We start from the raw sequence: 17,078 nt of genomic DNA on the forward strand, positions 1-17,078 counted from the left end.
ATTAACGCACCTTCAGCGTGGCCAGGCCAATCAGCACCAGCATTAGCGAAATAATCCAGAAGCGCACAATGACGCGCGGTTCCGGCCAGCCCTTAAGTTCATAGTGGTGATGGATCGGCGCCATGCGGAAAATACGCTGGCCGCGCAACTTAAACGATCCCACCTGCAGGATCACCGACAGCGTTTCAACCACAAATACGCCGCCCATGATCACCAGTAAAAATTCCTGACGCAGCAACACCGCAATGGTGCCCAGCGCGCCGCCCAGTGCCAGCGAACCCACGTCGCCCATAAAGACCTGAGCCGGATAGGTGTTGAACCACAGGAAGCCCAGCCCTGCCCCGACAATGGCGGTACAGACAATCACCAGCTCACCGGCGTGACGCAGATAGGGAATGTGCAGATATTCAGCAAACTTCACGTTACCGGTGGCCCAGGCAACCAGCGCAAAGCCCGCGGCGACAAAGACGGTTGGCATAATCGCCAGCCCATCCAGGCCATCGGTCAGATTGACCGCATTACCCGTTCCGACAATCACAAAGTAAGCCAGCAGCACATAAAACAGACCTAGCTGCGGCATGATGTCTTTGAAAAAGGGCACGACCAGTTGGGTCGCGGGGGTATCTTTACCCGCCGCATAGAGCCCGAACGCGACGCCCAGCGAAATCACCGACATCCAGAAATATTTCCAGCGGGCGATCAGGCCTTTGGTGTCTTTGCGTACCACTTTGCGGTAGTCATCGACAAAGCCGATGATGCCAAAGCCGATTAACACGAACAGCACGCACCATACATAAGGATTCGACGGATATGCCCACATCAGCACCGAAATGGTGATGGAGGTCAGAATCATGATGCCGCCCATGGTCGGCGTGCCGCGCTTACTGAAATGCGATTCCGGGCCATCGTTACGGACGACCTGACCAATCTGTAATTTCTGCAGCCAGGCGATCAGGCGCGGCCCCATCCAGAGAGAGATGAATAACGCGGTCAGCAGGCTGACAATGGCGCGAAACGTCAGATAGGAAAAGACGTTAAATCCCGAATAAAAAGCGACCAGATGCTCGGCCAGCCAAACTAACATGTTCCTTTCTCCTTTAAGCTCTGTACTACCTGCTCCATGGCGGCACTACGTGAACCTTTTATCAGGACGGTAATTTCTGAGTGTTCGGACAACAATTGACGCAAACGTTCAGTCAGCGCAGTCTTATCGCTGAAATGTTCGCCAACTTCACTGCTTTCACTGATGAAATGGCTGAATTTTCCGGTGCTCAGCACGCGATCAATGCCTGCATCACGTGCCGCTTGCCCCACTTCGCGATGACAACTTTCGGTCTCTTCACCCAGTTCCGCCATATCACCCGTGACCAGCACCCGGTAACCCGGCATCTCTGACAGGACCTGAACAGCTGCTGTCATCGAACCGACGTTAGCGTTGTAGCTGTCATCCAGCAGCAGCTGATGCGCAGAGAGGCGAACCGGGAACAAACGACCTGGCACCGACTGCAGGCTTTTCAGCCCCTGCTGAACGGCGCTAAGCGGTGCATCCACTGACAGAGCCAGTGCCGCCGCCGCCAGGGCGTTGGCGATGTTATGCCGACCCGGCAATGGCAGCACGATCTCAGCTTCGCCACGCGGCGTTATCATCACAAAATGAGTACCATCCTGAGCAATGCGGATATCACGGGCGGAGAATTCACACTCTGCCGCCTGCGGTGAGAAACGCCACACGGTTTTATCCTGCAGCGTGCGCTGCCAGTTGGGCCAGTCATTGCTCTCTGCGTTCAGAATCGCAATGCCGTGAGCCGGTAAGCCCTGGAAAATCTCGCCCTTGGCTTTAGCAACACCGGCCAGCGAACCAAAGCCTTCCAGATGCGCCGCGGCCAGGTTATTCACCAGCGCGCTTTCCGGTTGAACCAGTCCGGTGGTGTAGGCGATTTCGCCCTGATGATTGGCACCGAGTTCGATGACCGCATACTGATGTTCTGCGGTCAGCCGCAGCAGCGTCATCGGTACGCCATAATCGTTGTTAAGATTGCCTGCGGTGTAGAGCGTTTCGCCACACTCACGCAGAATCGCCGCCGTCATCTCTTTAACCGAGGTTTTGCCGGAGGAGCCGGTCAGCGCCACTACACGGGCGTTCGACTGCTGACGAACCCATGCGCCCAGCCTGCCAAAGGCGAGACGGGTATCTTCAACCACCACCTGTGGCACAGCGACAGGTAAATGCTTACTTACCAGCAGCGCCTGTGCGCCATTCGCAATGGCATCGCCGGCGAAGTCGTGCGCATCAAAGCGTTCGCCCACCAGCGCAACAAACAGGCTGCCCGCCGTGACTTTGCGGGTATCGGTGGTCACGTCACTCAGCGTTAAATCGCTGCCATGCAGCGTGCCGCCGGTGATCTCCGCCAGGGTTTTTAATGAAACCGGAATCATGCAACGCCTCCCAGCAGTGCCGCAACGGTGGCACGATCGGAGTAGTCGAGACGGCGATTGCCGATGATCTGATAATCTTCATGGCCTTTGCCAGCCACCAGCACGATATCGTCGGGCTGCGCCTGCATAATAGTGTTAGTGACCGCCTGCGCACGACCAGAGACCACGCGGGCGCGGCCTGGGTCCAGCAAACCGGTCAGAATATCTTTTACAATCGCCTGCGGATCTTCGCTGCGCGGATTGTCATCCGTAATCACCACCACATCCGCATATTGCTCAGCAATCGCGCCCATTAACGGGCGTTTGCCTTTGTCACGGTCACCGCCGCAGCCAAACAGGCACCAGAGTTTTCCTTTGCAGTGCAGACGTGCCGCTTCCAGCGCTTTTTCCAGCGCATCCGGGGTGTGGGCATAATCCACGACAACCGTCGGTTTTCCTGCGGCGCTGAACACTTCCATACGCCCGTTGACCGGCTGCAACTGCGGTGCAACGCTGATTAGCGTCGCCAGCGGATAATCCAGTGACAGCAGCGTCGCCAGCGCCAGCATCAGATTGCTGACGTTGAAGGCACCCATCAGCGGACTGTCGATTTCGCCGTTGCCCCAGCTGGAGCTGAAACGAATATGTGCGCCGTTATCGTGGTAATCCACCGCATCGGCTTTAAGCCAGCGCCCGTGGCAGCCCGGCTGGAGGTTATCCTCCATGGTGACCGCAACGGCATCAGGTAAGCGCGCCAGCCAGCGACGACCGACTTCGTCATCCGCGTTAAGAATCGCCTGCCCGACCTGATGCTCAGAAAAGAGCAGCCATTTAGCTGACTCATAGCTCTGCATATCACCGTGGTAATCGAGGTGATCGCGGCTGAGATTGGTGAAGACCGCTGCGGCAAACGGCAGCGCAGCGACGCGATGCTGAACCAGTCCGTGTGACGAGACTTCCATTGCGGTCAGGGTCGCCCCTTTTTCAGCCAGATCGTGCAGCAGATGCTGAACATCAACCGCTGAACCCGTGGTATTTTCTGCCGCCGCTAAGTGACCTACCAGCCCATTTCCGACGGTGCCCATCACCGCGCTGGTCTCACCCAGTAGCGTCGCCCACTGCGCCAGCAGCTGGGTGGTGGTGGTTTTACCGTTGGTGCCAGTGACGCCAATCAGCTTCTGTTTTTCGCCCGGCTGCTGATAAAAACGGCCTGCCAGGGCCGAAAGGCGCTGATGCAGCTGCGCCAGATAGATAACCGGTACGCCGTGCATTTCACGGATTTCGCCGTCGACCGCTTCACCCTCAGCCTCCGCCACCACAGCGGCAACGCCCTGCGCAATTGCCTGCGGAATGAAACGGCGTCCATCAACCTGATGGCCTGCAACAGCGACAAACAGATCGCCAGAAGCCGCAATGCGGCTATCCAGGGTCATGTCACGCAGTGGGCGCGCCGGCGCGCCTGGCACCCAGGGGCCGAGTAAATCGCGCAGGTTACGATCTGTCACTTGATTCCTCACTTCTGTTAGTCACCAGCTCATTCTTGTCATTGGTCGGTAACGCGTCCGGCTCGATGTTCATGGTACGCAGTACGCCACCCATGATGGCTCCAAATACCGGAGCGGAGACCGCACCGCCGTAATACTTGCCGGCCTGGGGATCGTTGATCACCACCACCAGCGCGAATCGGGGATGACTGGCAGGCGCGACGCCTGCGGTGTAGGCAATGTATTTATTGACGTAGCGTCCGTCCGGCCCGACCTTTTTCGCCGTACCGGTTTTTATCGCAATGCGATAACCCTTGATTGCCGCTTTGACGCCCCCGCCACCGGGCAGTGCCACGCTTTCCATCATGTGCATCACGGTTTTCACCAGTGACTCATCGAAAACGCGTTGTCCCGCGACGGGCGGATCCACTTTGGTGATCGACAGCGGGCGATTAATGCCATAGCTGCCAATCGTTGCGTAGACTCGCGCTAACTGTAACGGCGTTACCATTAGCCCGTAGCCGAAAGAGAAGGTGGCCCTCTCTATGTCAGACCACCGTTGTTTTTTAGGGTATAAGCCACTGCTTTCCCCGACCAGCCCCAAATTGGTCGGTTTGCCCAGTCCAAAGCGCGCGTAAGTTTCTACCAGCGCTGAGGAAGGCATCGCTAACGCCAGACGTGAAACACCGACGTTACTCGACTTCTGTAAAACCCCTGTCAGGGTCAATTCATTGTAGCGCGCCACATCTTTGATCTCATGACCATTGACGCGGTACGGCACGGTATTCAGGACGCTGTTCTCTCTCACCACACCACGCTGCAACGCCGTCATCACCACCATCGGCTTCACGGTAGAGCCAGGTTCGAAAATGTCGGTGATGGCGCGGTTACGCATCAGATCTTTTGGCGTGTTGCCGAGATTGTTCGGGTTGTAAGCCGGGCTGTTGGCCATCGCCAGCACTTCACCGGTATTGACATCCACCAGCACCGCCGTACCCGATTCCGCTTTGTTAAAGGCAACGGCGTTATTCAGTTCACGGTAAACCAGCGCCTGTAACCGCTCATCGATGCTCAGCGTCAGGTTATGAGCGGCCCGGCTGTCCACCGAAGAGATATCCTCGATGACCCGACCATACCGATCTTTGCGCACCGTCCGCTCGCCGGGTGCACCGGTCAGCCACTTATCAAAGCTCTTCTCGATGCCTTCAATGCCCTGCCCGTCGATGTTGGTAAAGCCAATGAGATGGGAGGTGACCTGTCCGGCAGGATAGTAACGGCGCGACTCTTCGCGCAGATGAATACCGGGAAGTTTGAGTTTTTTAACGTAGTCGCCGATAGCCGGATTGACCTGGCGCGCCAGATAGACAAAGCGGCCTTTGGGATTGGCATTCACGCGGGCGGCCAGCTGATCAAGGGGAATAGAGAGCGCATCGGAAAGCGCCTTCCAGCGGCTGTCCAGCGTCACGCCGCCACCGGCGTGCAGCTCTTTGGGATCGGCCCAGATAGCGTTGACCGGCACGCTGACTGCCAGCGGGCGTCCGGCGCGATCGCTGATCATGCCGCGTGAGGTGGGCACCGCCTGAACACGCAGCGAGCGCAGATCGCCCTCTTTTACCAGCTTGCCAGGATTAATCACCTGCAGCCAGGCCACACGTGACAGCAATCCACCCAGCGCCAGTAAAATACAGCCGCACAGCAACGCAAAACGCCAGCTTACAAAGCTGGCTTTATCTTCCGGTTTCTTCAATTTCAGCGTTCTGCCTGTGCCGCTCATTCGCTATCTGAGGTCCTTATTTCTGCACCACGATATTTTCTTGTGAAGGATCAACGTGCTGCAGTTGCAGCTTCTCGGTGGCGATGCGTTCAACACGGCTGTGATCGCCCAGTGCATTCTCTTCCAGGATCAGGTTGCGCCACTCGATATCGAGTGCGTCACGCTCCAGCACCAGCTGTTCGCGCTGCGCGGTTAACAGTCGTGTTTTATGGGTGGTAGTCACCACCAGCACGGCAGAAACCACCACAGCGATCAGCAACAGCACCGGAATCTTGCCTTTTCGCAGCAGATCCCCGCCGATAACGGCAGGCAGACTGTGACGCTCATTACCGATCATGCGTCGGTTTTCTCCGCGATACGTAATACCGAGCTGCGCGCACGTGGGTTCTCAGAGACTTCAGCATCACCCGGCGACATTTTGCCGAGCAACTTCAGTTCACGCCCACCCAGGGCACGCAGCTGATGTTCAGTCATGGGAATCCCAGGCGGCACCTGCGGCCCGCGACTCTGATCGCGCATAAAGCGCTTCACCAGCCGATCTTCCAGTGAATGGAAGCTGATAACAGAGAGACGGCCCTGCGGAGCCAGCACTTCAACAGCGCCTTTCAGGGCAATATCGATCTCTTCCAGTTCGCTGTTAATCCAGATACGAATCGCCTGGAAGCTGCGCGTGGCCGGATGCTTAAACTTATCTTTTACCGGCATGGCGATTGAGATCACCTCAGCCAGTTCCCGGGTCCGGGTCATCGGCTGTTCGCGATTACGCTCGACAATGGCCCGGGCGATGCGTTTGGCGAATCGCTCTTCACCGTAGGTCTTCAGGACAAACGCGATATCCGCCTCTTCTGCGTGCAGCAACCATTCTGCGGCGGAGTGCCCGCGCGACGGGTCCATTCGCATATCCAGCGGTCCGTCACGCATAAAGGAGAAGCCACGTTCGGCGTCATCCAGCTGCGGTGATGAAACCCCCAGGTCCAGCAAAATGCCGTCAATCTTTCCGACCAGATCCCGTTCAGAGACATACTCTGCCAGCGCGGAAAAAGGGCCATGAATAATTGAAAAACGCGGGTCGGTGATCTCTGCGGCAGCGGCGATAGCTTGCGGATCACGATCGATGGCGATCAGCTTTCCCTTCTCTCCCAGCTGCGAAAGAATCAGGCGTGAATGGCCACCACGACCAAAAGTGCCGTCGATGTAAATACCGTCTTCCCTGATATTGAGGCCGTTAACCGCCTCATCCAACAGCACGGTGGTATGTTTGAAATTTTCCTGCATAGCTATAGCGACAAGTCCTGCAGCCGCTCAGATAAAGGCTCCTGAGCCGACTGTTCTGCGTCAATATCGTCCCTGACTTGTTGATACCAGGTCTGTTCATCCCACAGCTCAAATTTATTGAACTGTCCAACCAGCATCACTTCTTTGGTTAATTTTGCGTGCTGCCGAAGCGTATTCGCCAGCAGCAGGCGGCCTGCATTATCCATCTGACATTCACTGGCATGCCCCAGCAGCAAACGCTGCACGCGGCGCTCAAGTGGATTCATACTGGAAAGGCGTGCCAGCTTTTTTTCAATGATTTCCCATTCGGGCAGGGTATAAAGCAACAGGCATGGCTGGTGGAGGTCGATGGTACAGACCATCTGCCCCTGAGACTCCCCAATCAGCAAATCGCGATATCGCGTGGGTACGGCGAGCCGCCCTTTGCTGTCGAGATTGACTAACGTTGCTCCGCGGAACATGCCAGTCTCTTCTCCTCATCACCCATTTACGCCACTTTATCCCACTTTTTACCACGAAACGAGTTTAAGGATCCCATGAAATCCTTGTCAAGCCGGAGCGGCAGGTGAATATCACTATTTACAGAGTGAAGAATTAATCTCTGGCGACGATATAAACGAATAAAAGGGGAAAGTAAAAATTAAGCCGATGAATACCTGAATAAAAAAAACGACCCGGGAAAAAACGACTAAAAATGAAACAATGTAAAGTGCTAAATATTAATCGTGGTTTCTGAGACAGCGGCGGCATTTTAGGGGATTTCCGAAAGGAAGCCCAGCGGCTTAAGGCCAGACGGGAAAGTAAGTTTGTTGAAGTTGTAAGCAGATAATAAAAATAACCCTTTCTGCTTTGTTAGATTTGATGAGCAGAATTTACGCTTTTTTACGTCGACCTGTTTATTTAATCAGTTAAATCGTTAAATAAAATGGGCGGGCAGCGTAATACTGCCCGTGGCTCATTTAACTTTTCGGCTTAATTGTCCGCGACGGTATAAATTACGGCGAATGCGGGTTAACCCGGGTTTTGGTTTTCTGGGTTCATCCAGCGAGGCTAAAACTAATTCCAGCACGCGCTCTGCCACGTCGCGATGACGCTGACCCACCGCCAGCACCGGACACTCAAGAAAGTCCAGTAATTCGTGGTCGCCAAAGGTGGCGATGGCCAGCTCGGTCGGAAGCCGTCCGTCTCGTTTCAGCGTCACATCCATCACACCCTGCAGCAAGCCAAATGAGGTGGTAAAAAGCGCCTCGGGCATCGGGTGATCTTCAAGGTATTGTTCAAACAGTGCCGCGGCGGCTGTGCGTTCGAAGCTATTGCAGTAGATATAGTCAATCGGCCGGGGATCGTCTTTCCATGCATCGCGGAAACCCAGCTCGCGCAGGAAACTTACCGACAGCTCGGGTAACGCACCGAGGAACAGCACATTTTTGACCTCAAGCTGACGCAGTTCAGCCGCCAGCATATGGGCATCGTCCTGATCGGCACCCACTACGCTGGTGAAATGTTCACGATCCAGCGCGCGATCTAACGCAATAATCGGCAGGGGATCGTTGATCCAGCGCTGATAAAAGGGATGCTCTGGCGGTAACGAGGTAGAGACGATGATCGCATCGACCTGGCGCTGTAACAGATGCTCAATGCAGCGCATCTCGTTATCGGGCTGATCTTCAGAACAGGCGATCAGCAGCTGATAGCCGCGCTGACGGGCCTGCCGCTCAAGATAGTTCGCAATACGGGTATAACTGGTATTTTCCAGATCGGGGATCACTAACCCAATTGAGCGCGTACGCCCGGCGCGCAGCCCGGCAGCCACCGCATTGGGGTGATAATTATGCTCACGTACCACCGCCATGACTTTCTCAACGGTTTTGTCGCTGACACGATACTGCCGCGCTTTGCCATTGATCACATAACTGGCCGTGGTGCGCGACACGCCTGCCAAACGCGCAATTTCATCCAGTTTCACGATAACCCCACCATCAAATCCGCTTTTACGGCAGAAATAGCCGCAGTTAAGCTATGGATAACTCATGGCTATCATCTAACAGCAGAAAAGTGCGCGGAGCAACCGCTTTTCTGAATGTAACTCGCCTGGCGCATAAAAAATAAAAAAACCCGGCATTTCGCCGGGTTAGGTGAGGATTGATGATGACGCTGCGTGATTAACGCATGATACGATCGCCGCGTGAAACGCCGACGATACCGGAGCGTGCCACTTCAACAATTTCGGCCACATCGCGAACGGTATTCAGGAAGGCGTCCAGTTTGTCACTGGTGCCTGCCAGCTGAACCGTGTACAGCGTCGGCGTCACGTCGATGATCTGACCGCGGAAGATCTCGGCGTTACGCTTCACCTCTTCGCGGCCATAACCGCTCGCCTGAATCTTCACCAGCATGATTTCGCGCTCAACATAGGCGCCCTGCCCCAGCTCGGTAACGCGCAGCACATCTACCAGCTTGTGCAGCTGCTTTTCAATCTGCTCCAGCACCTTCTGATCGCCCACCGTCTGAATGGTCATCCGCGACAGCGTAGGATCATCCGTTGGTGCCACGGTCAGGCTCTCAATGTTATAGCCGCGCTGTGAGAACAGGCCGACGACACGGGATAATGCGCCGGATTCGTTCTCCAGCAGAACTGATAAAATACGACGCATAATTATGTCCTCTCCGTTTTGCTCAACCACATCTCATCCATGCTGCCACCGCGAATCTGCATCGGGTAAACATGCTCGCTACCGTCAACGGTGACATCCACAAATACCAGACGTCCCTTCGCCAGGGTTTCCAGCGCCAGCGCCAGCTTCTCTTCCAGCTCAGCCGGGTGCTCAATCGCGATCCCGACGTGGCCGTAGGCTTCCGCCAGACGCACGAAGTCAGGCAGTGACTCCATATAAGACTGGGAGTGACGACCGGAGTAGATCATATCCTGCCACTGCTTCACCATGCCCAGCACCCGGTTGTTCAGGTTCAGCACCAGCACCGGCAGATCGTACTGCAGCGCGGTGGAAAGCTCCTGAATGTTCATCTGGATACTGCCATCGCCCGTTACGCAGATGACTGTTTCGTCCGGCAGCGCCATCTTCACACCCAGCGCAGCGGGCAGGCCAAAGCCCATGGTGCCCAGACCGCCGGAGTTGATCCAGCGGCGCGGTTTGTCGAAAGGATAATAGAGCGCAGCAAACATCTGGTGCTGGCCCACATCCGACGTCACATACGCATCGCCTTTGGTCAGACGGCTGATAGTTTCAATCACTGCCTGCGGCTTGATTTTGTCGCTGGTGCGATCAAATTCCAGGCAGTGACGACTGCGCCAGCCCTCAATCTCCTGCCACCAGTCGTGCAGGCTCTCAGCGCGCTGGCTTTCACTTTGCGCCAGTAACTCCAGCATCTGCTGCAGCACCTGCTTCGCATCACCCACAATCGGGATATCCGCCGCCACCGTCTTAGAGATAGAGGTCGGGTCGATATCGATATGCATCACCGTGGCGTTGGGACAATACTTCGCCAGGTTGTTGGTGGTGCGGTCATCGAAGCGCACACCAATACCAAAAATCAGGTCGGTATTGTGCATCGTCATGTTGGCTTCGTACGTGCCGTGCATACCGAGCATGCCAACGCACTGACGATGAGTGCCAGGGAACGCGCCCAGGCCCATCAGCGAGGTCGTCACCGGAATATTCAGGCTTTCGGCCAGCTTTAACAGTTCGGCTTCGCAGCCTGCGGTAATGGCACCACCACCGGCGTAGATCACCGGCTTCTTCGCGGCCAGCAACGTGGTCAGCGCACGCTTAATCTGACCTTTATGGCCCTGAATAGTCGGATTGTAGGAGCGCATGCTCACCGTATCCGGCCAGTGATAAGGCAACTTGTTGGCCGGATTCAGAATATCTTTCGGCAGATCGATCACCACCGGCCCCGGACGTCCGGTGGAAGCCAGCCAGAACGCCTTTTTCAACACGGTTGGGATCTCTTCGGTACTTTTCACCAGGAAGCTGTGCTTCACTACCGGACGAGAGATGCCGACCATGTCGCACTCCTGAAAGGCGTCATAGCCAATCAGCGACGAGGGAACCTGACCCGAGAGGATCACCAGCGGAATCGAGTCCATATAGGCGGTGGCGATACCGGTAATCGCATTGGTTGCGCCGGGTCCGGAGGTGACGAGCACCACGCCGACTTCACCAGTGGCGCGCGCCAGGCCGTCAGCCATGTGCACCGCACCCTGCTCATGACGCACCAGAATGTGATCGATACCCCCGACGGTTTGCAGCGCATCATAGATATCCAACACTGCGCCACCCGGATAACCGAATACCTGCTTAACGCCCTGATCGATTAACGAACGGACGACCATTTCGGCTCCTGACAACATCTCCATCTTCTGCCTCCAGGCTTGCGGACCCGGCTCTGTTAATACGCCCGTTAGAGCGTACCACAGAGCCCTGGTGCCTGCTTTGCCAATCAAAATCTTATGTTTATGCATGACAGCGGAAACAACTGCCGCTGTCCGGTTACAGAGAAATCTGTTGAGTTTATTTTTCTGAGAGTAGGTCGATTACCATAACCGCAGTTAACCGGGCAGGCAAACCGCAAACCCACGTAAATTAAAAGGCAGGGGCGTAAAGGCTCTGCCCGATAAGAATTGGCTGCGCGGATTAAACTAATTACGCGGCAGAACCGCAGAGGAAAATGCTGATTAAGAAATTATTTTCAGCGTGATCTAAGAAATAACGAAAACTTATTACCCGGCTGCCCTGGCCCACAATCGCCTGACACTTTTCTTTTCTGGCGTAATTAACCAGTAAATCGTTGAAGCGCATTCGATTATGCTAAAGAGCAGGTGATATATCCTGCATCCTCGTGAGACACCCTCCCGATAAAGTCTTTAATTTTCAACATAATAAAATCAAAGACCCGCAGAATCAGTGCTAATCCCCGGGTCGATTGCCTCCGCAGCCACTACGGCGCTGTTCATTACGCTGCCTGACCGTTAAATAACAGAATATCTTCCTCTGACACCACTAAGAATACCCCTGCATTGAAGGTTGACATCCCTGAGTGATTCCAGTACCAATATGTACAGCACAACATTTTATAAGGTTTGAATCCATGTTTCGTTCTGTTCGCCTTCTCGGTCTACTACTAAACGCACTCAGCTTGCGCGGTAGACTTGTGGGCGGAATCAAACACTGATTCAAACCTGCTGAAAGTTAAAAACCCGCGCCTGTCGCGGGTTTTTTTATGCTCGTTGCCAGGCCAGAAAAAGCATAAGGATGATTACGATGAGCCAGCAAGTCATTATTTTCGATACCACTCTGCGCGACGGTGAGCAGGCATTACAGGCCAGCCTGAGTGTGAAAGAAAAATTGCAGATTGCTTTAGCGCTGGAGCGCATGGGCGTGGATGTGATGGAAGTCGGTTTCCCGGTCTCCTCACCGGGCGACTTTGAGTCTGTGCAGACCATTGCGCGCACCATTAAAAACAGTCGGGTTTGCGGTCTGGCACGCTGTGTGGAAAAAGATATTGATGCGGCGTACGAATCACTGCGCGTTGCCGAAGCCTTCCGTATTCATACCTTTATCGCTACCTCACCGATGCACATCGCCACCAAACTGCGCAGCACGCTGCCGGAAGTGATTGAGCGTGCGGTGCATATGGTGAAGCGTGCGCGCAATTACACCAGCGACGTTGAGTTCTCCTGCGAAGATGGCGGCCGTACCCCGATTGATGACCTGTGCCGGATGGTAGAAGCCACGATTAACGCCGGTGCCACCACCATCAACATCCCGGACACCGTTGGCTACACCCTGCCAGGCGAGTATGCCCACATCATCGGCGAGCTGATGAATCGCGTTCCTAACATCGACAAAGCAATTATCTCTGTTCACACCCACGATGACCTGGGTATGGCAACGGGCAACGCCCTGGCTGCCGTACAGGCGGGCGCGCGTCAGGTGGAAGGAACGATGAATGGCCTGGGTGAACGTGCCGGTAACTGTGCGCTGGAAGAGGTGATCATGGCGATTAAAACCCGCCAGCAGATCATGAACGTGCATACCAATATCAATCATCAGGAAATCTACCGTACCAGCCAGATGGTCAGCCAGATCTGCAACATGCCGATCCCGGCGAACAAGGCAGTGGTCGGCTCTAACGCCTTCGCTCACTCCTCGGGTATTCATCAGGATGGCGTGCTGAAGAACCGCGAGAACTATGAAATCCTGACGCCGGAATCGATCGGCTTACACAAAATCCAGCTGAACCTGACCTCACGTTCTGGCCGCGCGGCGGTAAAACATCGCATGGAAGAGATGGGCTATGCCGAGCAGGATTACAATCTGGATACGCTGTATGACGCCTTCCTGAAACTGGCCGATAAAAAAGGTCAGGTTTTCGATTACGACCTGGAAGCGCTGGCCTTCATCAACAAACAGAATGAAGAGCCGGAACATTTCCAGCTGCACGAATTTAACGTCCAGACCGGTTCCAGCATCACCGCCACCGCCTCTGTCAATCTGGGCTGCGGCGATGTCGCTAAATCGGATGCAGCCACCGGTAACGGCCCGGTTGACGCAGTCTACCAGGCGATTAACCGTATCACCCAGTTCGACGCTGAGCTGGTTAACTACAAGCTGACCGCGAAAGGCCACGGCGAGAATGCGCTGGGTCAGGTCGATATCGTCGTGAGCTACAACGGCCGCAAGTTCCACGGCATTGGTCTGGCGACCGATATTGTGGAGTCCTCCGCCAAAGCGATGGTCAACGCTCTGAACAATATCTGGCGTGCCCGTCAGGTTGAACAAGAATTGCAGCGCAAATTTAAAGACCAGAAGGAAACCGTATAACCATGTCCAGCTCATCTCATATCGCAGTTTTACCCGGTGATGGTATCGGCCCGGAAGTGATGGCGCAGGCTATGAAAGTGCTGGATGCCATTCGTCAGCGCTTTGATATGCAGATCACCACCCAGGAGTATGCGGTCGGCGGCATTGCTATCGATCAGCATGGCGAACCCCTGCCACCCGCAACGGTTGCAGGCTGCGAGCAGGCCGACGCGATCCTGTTTGGTTCCGTTGGCGGCCCGAAGTGGGAGCACTTACCGCCGGCATCGCAGCCAGAGCGCGGTGCGCTGCTGCCGCTGCGCAAACATTTTAAGCTGTTCAGTAACCTGCGTCCGGCTGCACTCTACAGCGGACTGGAGGCGTTTTGCCCGCTGCGCGCCGACATTGCTGCCAAAGGCTTCGACATTCTGTGCGTGCGTGAACTGACCGGCGGCATCTACTTTGGTCAGCCGAAAGGACGTGAAGGCAGCGGCCCGGAAGAGCGTGCATTTGATACCGAGGTTTATCACCGTTTCGAAATTGAGCGCATCGCCCGCATCGCGTTTGAATCGGCGCGCAAACGCCGTAATAAAGTCACCTCGGTTGATAAAGCCAACGTGCTGCAGACCTCCGTGATGTGGCGTGAAATCGTCAACGAAGTGGCCAAAGAGTACCCGGACGTGCAGCTGAGCCACATCTATATCGACAACGCCACTATGCAGTTGATCAAAGACCCGTCGCAGTTTGACGTGCTGCTCTGCTCCAACCTGTTCGGTGACATTCTCTCTGATGAGTGCGCCATGATCACCGGCTCAATGGGGATGCTGCCTTCCGCCAGCCTGAATGAAGCAGGCTTTGGCCTGTTCGAACCCGCGGGTGGCTCGGCGCCGGATATCGCCGGTCAGAATATTGCCAACCCGGTCGCCCAGATCCTGTCGCTGTCGCTGCTGCTGCGTTACAGCCTGAATGCCGATGAGGCTGCCGACAGTATCGAACGCGCCATCAGCCGTGCGCTGGAACAGGGCTATCGCACCAAAGATTTAGCCGGTGATGGCCCAGCGATCAGCACAGATGAGATGGGCAGCATCATTGCCCGCTTTATCGCCGAGGAAAAATAAAAAAATGAAAACCTTATACCAGAAGTTATTTGATGCACATGTCGTCCACGAAACGCCAGAAGAAACGCCGTTACTCTACATTGATCGCCATCTGATCCATGAGGTGACTTCGCCCCAGGCCTTTGATGGTCTGCGCGCGCACGGACGTAAAGTCCGTCAGCCGGGCAAAACTTTTGCCACCATGGATCACAACGTCTCAACCCAGACCAAAGATATCAATGCATCGGGCGAGATGGCGCGTATTCAGATGCAGGAGCTGATGAAGAACTGCGCTGAGTTTGGCGTACAGCTGTATGACCTGAATCATCCGTTCCAGGGCATCGTCCACGTTATCGGTCCTGAGCAGGGCATGACGCTGCCGGGCATGACGATTGTGTGCGGTGACTCGCACACCGCGACTCACGGTGCGTTTGGCTCGCTGGCCTTTGGTATCGGCACCTCTGAAGTTGAACATGTGTTTGCTACCCAGACCCTGAAACAGGGTCGGGCAAAAACCATGAAGATTGAAGTGCTGGGCCAGGCGTCAACCGGCATTACGGCTAAAGATATCGTGCTGGCGATCATCGGCAAAACCGGCAGCGCAGGCGGAACCGGCTATGTGGTCGAATTCTGCGGTCCGGCGATTCAGGCGCTGAGCATGGAAGGTCGTATGACCCTGTGCAACATGGCGATTGAGATGGGTGCGAAAGCGGGCCTGGTGGCACCGGATGAGACCACCTTCAACTATCTGAAAGGTCGTCAGTTCTCGCCGCAGGGTGAGAAATGGGAGCAGGCCGTTGATTACTGGCGCACCCTGAAGTCTGACGAAGGCGCGAAATATGATGCGGTGGTAACGCTGCATGCTGAAGAGATTGCACCGCAGGTCACCTGGGGCACCAATCCGGGTCAGGTCATTGCCGTTGATCAGGTGATCCCGAATCCGGCCTCGTTCGCCGATCCGGTTGAGCGCGCCTCAGCCGAAAAAGCCCTGGCCTACATGAACCTGCAGCCAGGCATCAAACTGACCGATGTGGCGATTGATAAAGTGTTTATCGGCTCCTGCACCAACTCACGCATCGAAGATCTGCGTGCCGCCGCCGCCATCGCCAAAGGCCGCAAAGTGGCGCCTGGCGTGGTCGCCATGGTGGTGCCGGGTTCCGGCCCGGTGAAAGCGCAGGCTGAAGCGGAAGGTCTGGACAAAATCTTCCTGGAAGCGGGCTTTGAATGGCGTCTGCCAGGCTGCTCTATGTGTCTGGCGATGAACAATGACCGCCTGAATCCGGGCGAGCGTTGCGCGTCAACCAGCAACCGTAACTTTGAAGGCCGTCAGGGCCGTGGTGGACGTACTCATCTGGTCAGCCCGGCAATGGCCGCGGCGGCTGCCGTAACCGGCCACTTTGCCGACATCCGTGAACTGACGACAGGAGCTTAAGTCATGGCGAATAAATTTACTCAGCACACCGGCATTGTTGCGCCGCTGGATGCCGCGAACGTCGATACCGACGCGATCATTCCCAAGCAGTTTTTGCAGAAGGTCACCCGCACCGGTTTTGGACAGCATCTGTTCCACGACTGGCGCTTTGAAGATGACGCGGGCACCGTGCCAACGCCCGGCTTTGTGCTGAACAAGCCTGAGTTCAAAGGCACCAGTATCCTGCTGGCGCGTGAAAACTTTGGCTGCGGCTCTTCACGTGAGCATGCGCCCTGGGCGCTGACCGATTTTGGTTTTCACGTGGTGATTGCGCCGAGCTTCGCGGATATCTTTTATGGCAACAGCTTCAACAATCAGCTGCTGCCGGTGAAGTTAAGCGAAGAGGAAGTGGATGAGCTGTTCAGACTGGTTGCGGACCAGCCCGGCATCAGCTTTACGGTAGACCTGGAAGCGCAGACGGTCACCGCTGGCGATAAAGTCTATTCGTTCGAGCTCGACAGCTTCCGCCGCCACTGCATGATTAACGGCCTGGACAGCATCGGCCTGACGCTGCAGCACGAAGCCTCCATTTCGCAGTATGAGCAGAATCAGCCCGCCTTCCTGCGCTAATTGAGTAAAATCAGGGCGACATTGGGTCGTAATGCTGATCAGTTAAGATTAGATTTGTAAAGGCTGTCACGGTCAAACGTGGCAGCCTTTTTTCTGGCCGAGCAAGCCACAGTGCTGGCCAGCGCACCTCTGCTGCTGCCGGGCCGTCCTCGCGCCGCTCACGCGGTACCT

The 17,078-nt window shown here is 55.6% G+C and carries 15 protein-coding genes; 5 read left to right on the forward strand and 10 right to left on the reverse strand.

The window, feature by feature from the left end; genetic code table 11:
- Window position 1: 1 nt before the first annotated feature.
- From mraY to ilvI, 10 genes are all read right to left on the reverse strand, one after another.
- Window positions 2–1,084 (reverse strand): phospho-N-acetylmuramoyl-pentapeptide-transferase, encoded by a 1,083-nt coding sequence (mraY, locus tag ACK13D_RS18900; RefSeq protein WP_003854755.1) that lies wholly within the window; start codon window positions 1,082–1,084, stop codon window positions 2–4.
- Window positions 1,078–2,436, reverse strand: coding sequence for a UDP-N-acetylmuramoyl-tripeptide--D-alanyl-D-alanine ligase (gene murF / locus ACK13D_RS18905; RefSeq protein WP_418796984.1), 1,359 nt, complete (start codon window positions 2,434–2,436; stop codon window positions 1,078–1,080). The genes mraY and murF overlap by 7 nt, the downstream gene beginning before the upstream one ends.
- The gene (gene murE / locus ACK13D_RS18910; RefSeq protein WP_010671822.1) at window positions 2,433–3,920 is read right to left on the reverse strand and encodes a UDP-N-acetylmuramoyl-L-alanyl-D-glutamate--2,6-diaminopimelate ligase; all 1,488 of its coding nucleotides are present in this window, start codon (window positions 3,918–3,920) and stop codon (window positions 2,433–2,435) included. Before murE ends, murF begins: the two co-directional genes overlap by 4 nt.
- Window positions 3,907–5,673 (reverse strand): peptidoglycan glycosyltransferase FtsI, encoded by a 1,767-nt coding sequence (locus ACK13D_RS18915; RefSeq protein WP_010671821.1) that lies wholly within the window; start codon window positions 5,671–5,673, stop codon window positions 3,907–3,909. Before ACK13D_RS18915 ends, murE begins: the two co-directional genes overlap by 14 nt.
- Before the next feature lie 16 nt (window positions 5,674–5,689).
- Entirely contained in the window at window positions 5,690–6,010 is a 321-nt protein-coding gene (gene ftsL / locus ACK13D_RS18920) for a cell division protein FtsL (RefSeq protein ID WP_003854764.1), read from the reverse strand.
- Complete coding sequence (gene rsmH, locus ACK13D_RS18925; protein ID WP_010253859.1) at window positions 6,007–6,948, reverse strand: 16S rRNA (cytosine(1402)-N(4))-methyltransferase RsmH; 942 nt, start codon at window positions 6,946–6,948, stop codon at window positions 6,007–6,009. The genes ftsL and rsmH overlap by 4 nt, the downstream gene beginning before the upstream one ends.
- Before the next feature lie 2 nt (window positions 6,949–6,950).
- Window positions 6,951–7,409 (reverse strand): division/cell wall cluster transcriptional repressor MraZ, encoded by a 459-nt coding sequence (mraZ, locus tag ACK13D_RS18930; protein WP_009092149.1) that lies wholly within the window; start codon window positions 7,407–7,409, stop codon window positions 6,951–6,953.
- Between the two features lie 494 nt (window positions 7,410–7,903).
- Complete coding sequence (gene cra / locus ACK13D_RS18935) at window positions 7,904–8,914, reverse strand: catabolite repressor/activator (protein ID WP_010253851.1); 1,011 nt, start codon at window positions 8,912–8,914, stop codon at window positions 7,904–7,906.
- A gap of 196 nt (window positions 8,915–9,110) precedes the next feature.
- Window positions 9,111–9,602, reverse strand: a complete 492-nt coding sequence (gene ilvN, locus ACK13D_RS18940; RefSeq protein WP_010253849.1) for an acetolactate synthase small subunit — start codon at window positions 9,600–9,602, stop codon at window positions 9,111–9,113.
- A 2-nt stretch (window positions 9,603–9,604) separates the two neighbouring features.
- Window positions 9,605–11,326, reverse strand: a complete 1,722-nt coding sequence (ilvI, locus tag ACK13D_RS18945) for an acetolactate synthase 3 large subunit (protein ID WP_010671820.1) — start codon at window positions 11,324–11,326, stop codon at window positions 9,605–9,607.
- A 731-nt stretch (window positions 11,327–12,057) separates the two neighbouring features.
- Here ilvI and leuL point away from each other — a divergent pair.
- From leuL to leuD, 5 genes are all read left to right on the forward strand, one after another.
- Window positions 12,058–12,141, forward strand: coding sequence for a leu operon leader peptide (gene leuL / locus ACK13D_RS18950; protein WP_099257765.1), 84 nt, complete (start codon window positions 12,058–12,060; stop codon window positions 12,139–12,141).
- 89 nt (window positions 12,142–12,230) lie between these two features.
- The gene (leuA, locus tag ACK13D_RS18955; RefSeq protein ID WP_010253843.1) at window positions 12,231–13,793 is read left to right on the forward strand and encodes a 2-isopropylmalate synthase; all 1,563 of its coding nucleotides are present in this window, start codon (window positions 12,231–12,233) and stop codon (window positions 13,791–13,793) included.
- A 2-nt stretch (window positions 13,794–13,795) separates the two neighbouring features.
- The gene (gene leuB, locus ACK13D_RS18960; RefSeq protein WP_313925550.1) at window positions 13,796–14,887 is read left to right on the forward strand and encodes a 3-isopropylmalate dehydrogenase; all 1,092 of its coding nucleotides are present in this window, start codon (window positions 13,796–13,798) and stop codon (window positions 14,885–14,887) included.
- 4 nt (window positions 14,888–14,891) lie between these two features.
- A complete protein-coding gene (gene leuC / locus ACK13D_RS18965) occupies window positions 14,892–16,298 on the forward strand; it encodes a 3-isopropylmalate dehydratase large subunit (protein ID WP_010671818.1) in 1,407 nt (468 codons plus the stop codon).
- A gap of 3 nt (window positions 16,299–16,301) precedes the next feature.
- Window positions 16,302–16,907 carry a 3-isopropylmalate dehydratase small subunit gene (gene leuD, locus ACK13D_RS18970; protein ID WP_010253835.1) on the forward strand — a complete coding sequence of 202 codons (606 nt, stop codon included), beginning with the start codon at window positions 16,302–16,304 and terminating at the stop codon, window positions 16,905–16,907.
- Window positions 16,908–17,078: the final 171 nt, after the last annotated feature.

It is taken from the genome of Pantoea sp. K16 (genome assembly GCF_048452805.1).
Classification (GTDB): domain Bacteria; phylum Pseudomonadota; class Gammaproteobacteria; order Enterobacterales; family Enterobacteriaceae; genus Pantoea; species Pantoea agglomerans.

Bases quoted from the DNA above. Each gene is read 5' to 3' on its own strand.
- murF (WP_418796984.1), bottom strand. From the start codon at position 2,436: ATGATTCCGGTTTCATTAAAAACCCTGGCGGAGATCACCGGCGGCACG.
- leuD (WP_010253835.1), top strand. From the start codon at position 16,302: ATGGCGAATAAATTTACTCAGCACACCGGCATTGTTGCGCCGCTGGAT.
- leuB (WP_313925550.1), top strand. From the start codon at position 13,796: ATGTCCAGCTCATCTCATATCGCAGTTTTACCCGGTGATGGTATCGGC.
- leuL (WP_099257765.1), top strand. From the start codon at position 12,058: ATGTTTCGTTCTGTTCGCCTTCTCGGTCTACTACTAAACGCACTCAGC.
- rsmH (WP_010253859.1), bottom strand. From the start codon at position 6,948: ATGCAGGAAAATTTCAAACATACCACCGTGCTGTTGGATGAGGCGGTT.
- mraY (WP_003854755.1), bottom strand. From the start codon at position 1,084: ATGTTAGTTTGGCTGGCCGAGCATCTGGTCGCTTTTTATTCGGGATTT.
- leuC (WP_010671818.1), top strand. From the start codon at position 14,892: ATGAAAACCTTATACCAGAAGTTATTTGATGCACATGTCGTCCACGAA.
- ftsL (WP_003854764.1), bottom strand. From the start codon at position 6,010: ATGATCGGTAATGAGCGTCACAGTCTGCCTGCCGTTATCGGCGGGGAT.
- ilvI (WP_010671820.1), bottom strand. From the start codon at position 11,326: ATGGAGATGTTGTCAGGAGCCGAAATGGTCGTCCGTTCGTTAATCGAT.
- ilvN (WP_010253849.1), bottom strand. From the start codon at position 9,602: ATGCGTCGTATTTTATCAGTTCTGCTGGAGAACGAATCCGGCGCATTA.
- leuA (WP_010253843.1), top strand. From the start codon at position 12,231: ATGAGCCAGCAAGTCATTATTTTCGATACCACTCTGCGCGACGGTGAG.
- ACK13D_RS18915 (WP_010671821.1), bottom strand. From the start codon at position 5,673: ATGAGCGGCACAGGCAGAACGCTGAAATTGAAGAAACCGGAAGATAAA.
- mraZ (WP_009092149.1), bottom strand. From the start codon at position 7,409: ATGTTCCGCGGAGCAACGTTAGTCAATCTCGACAGCAAAGGGCGGCTC.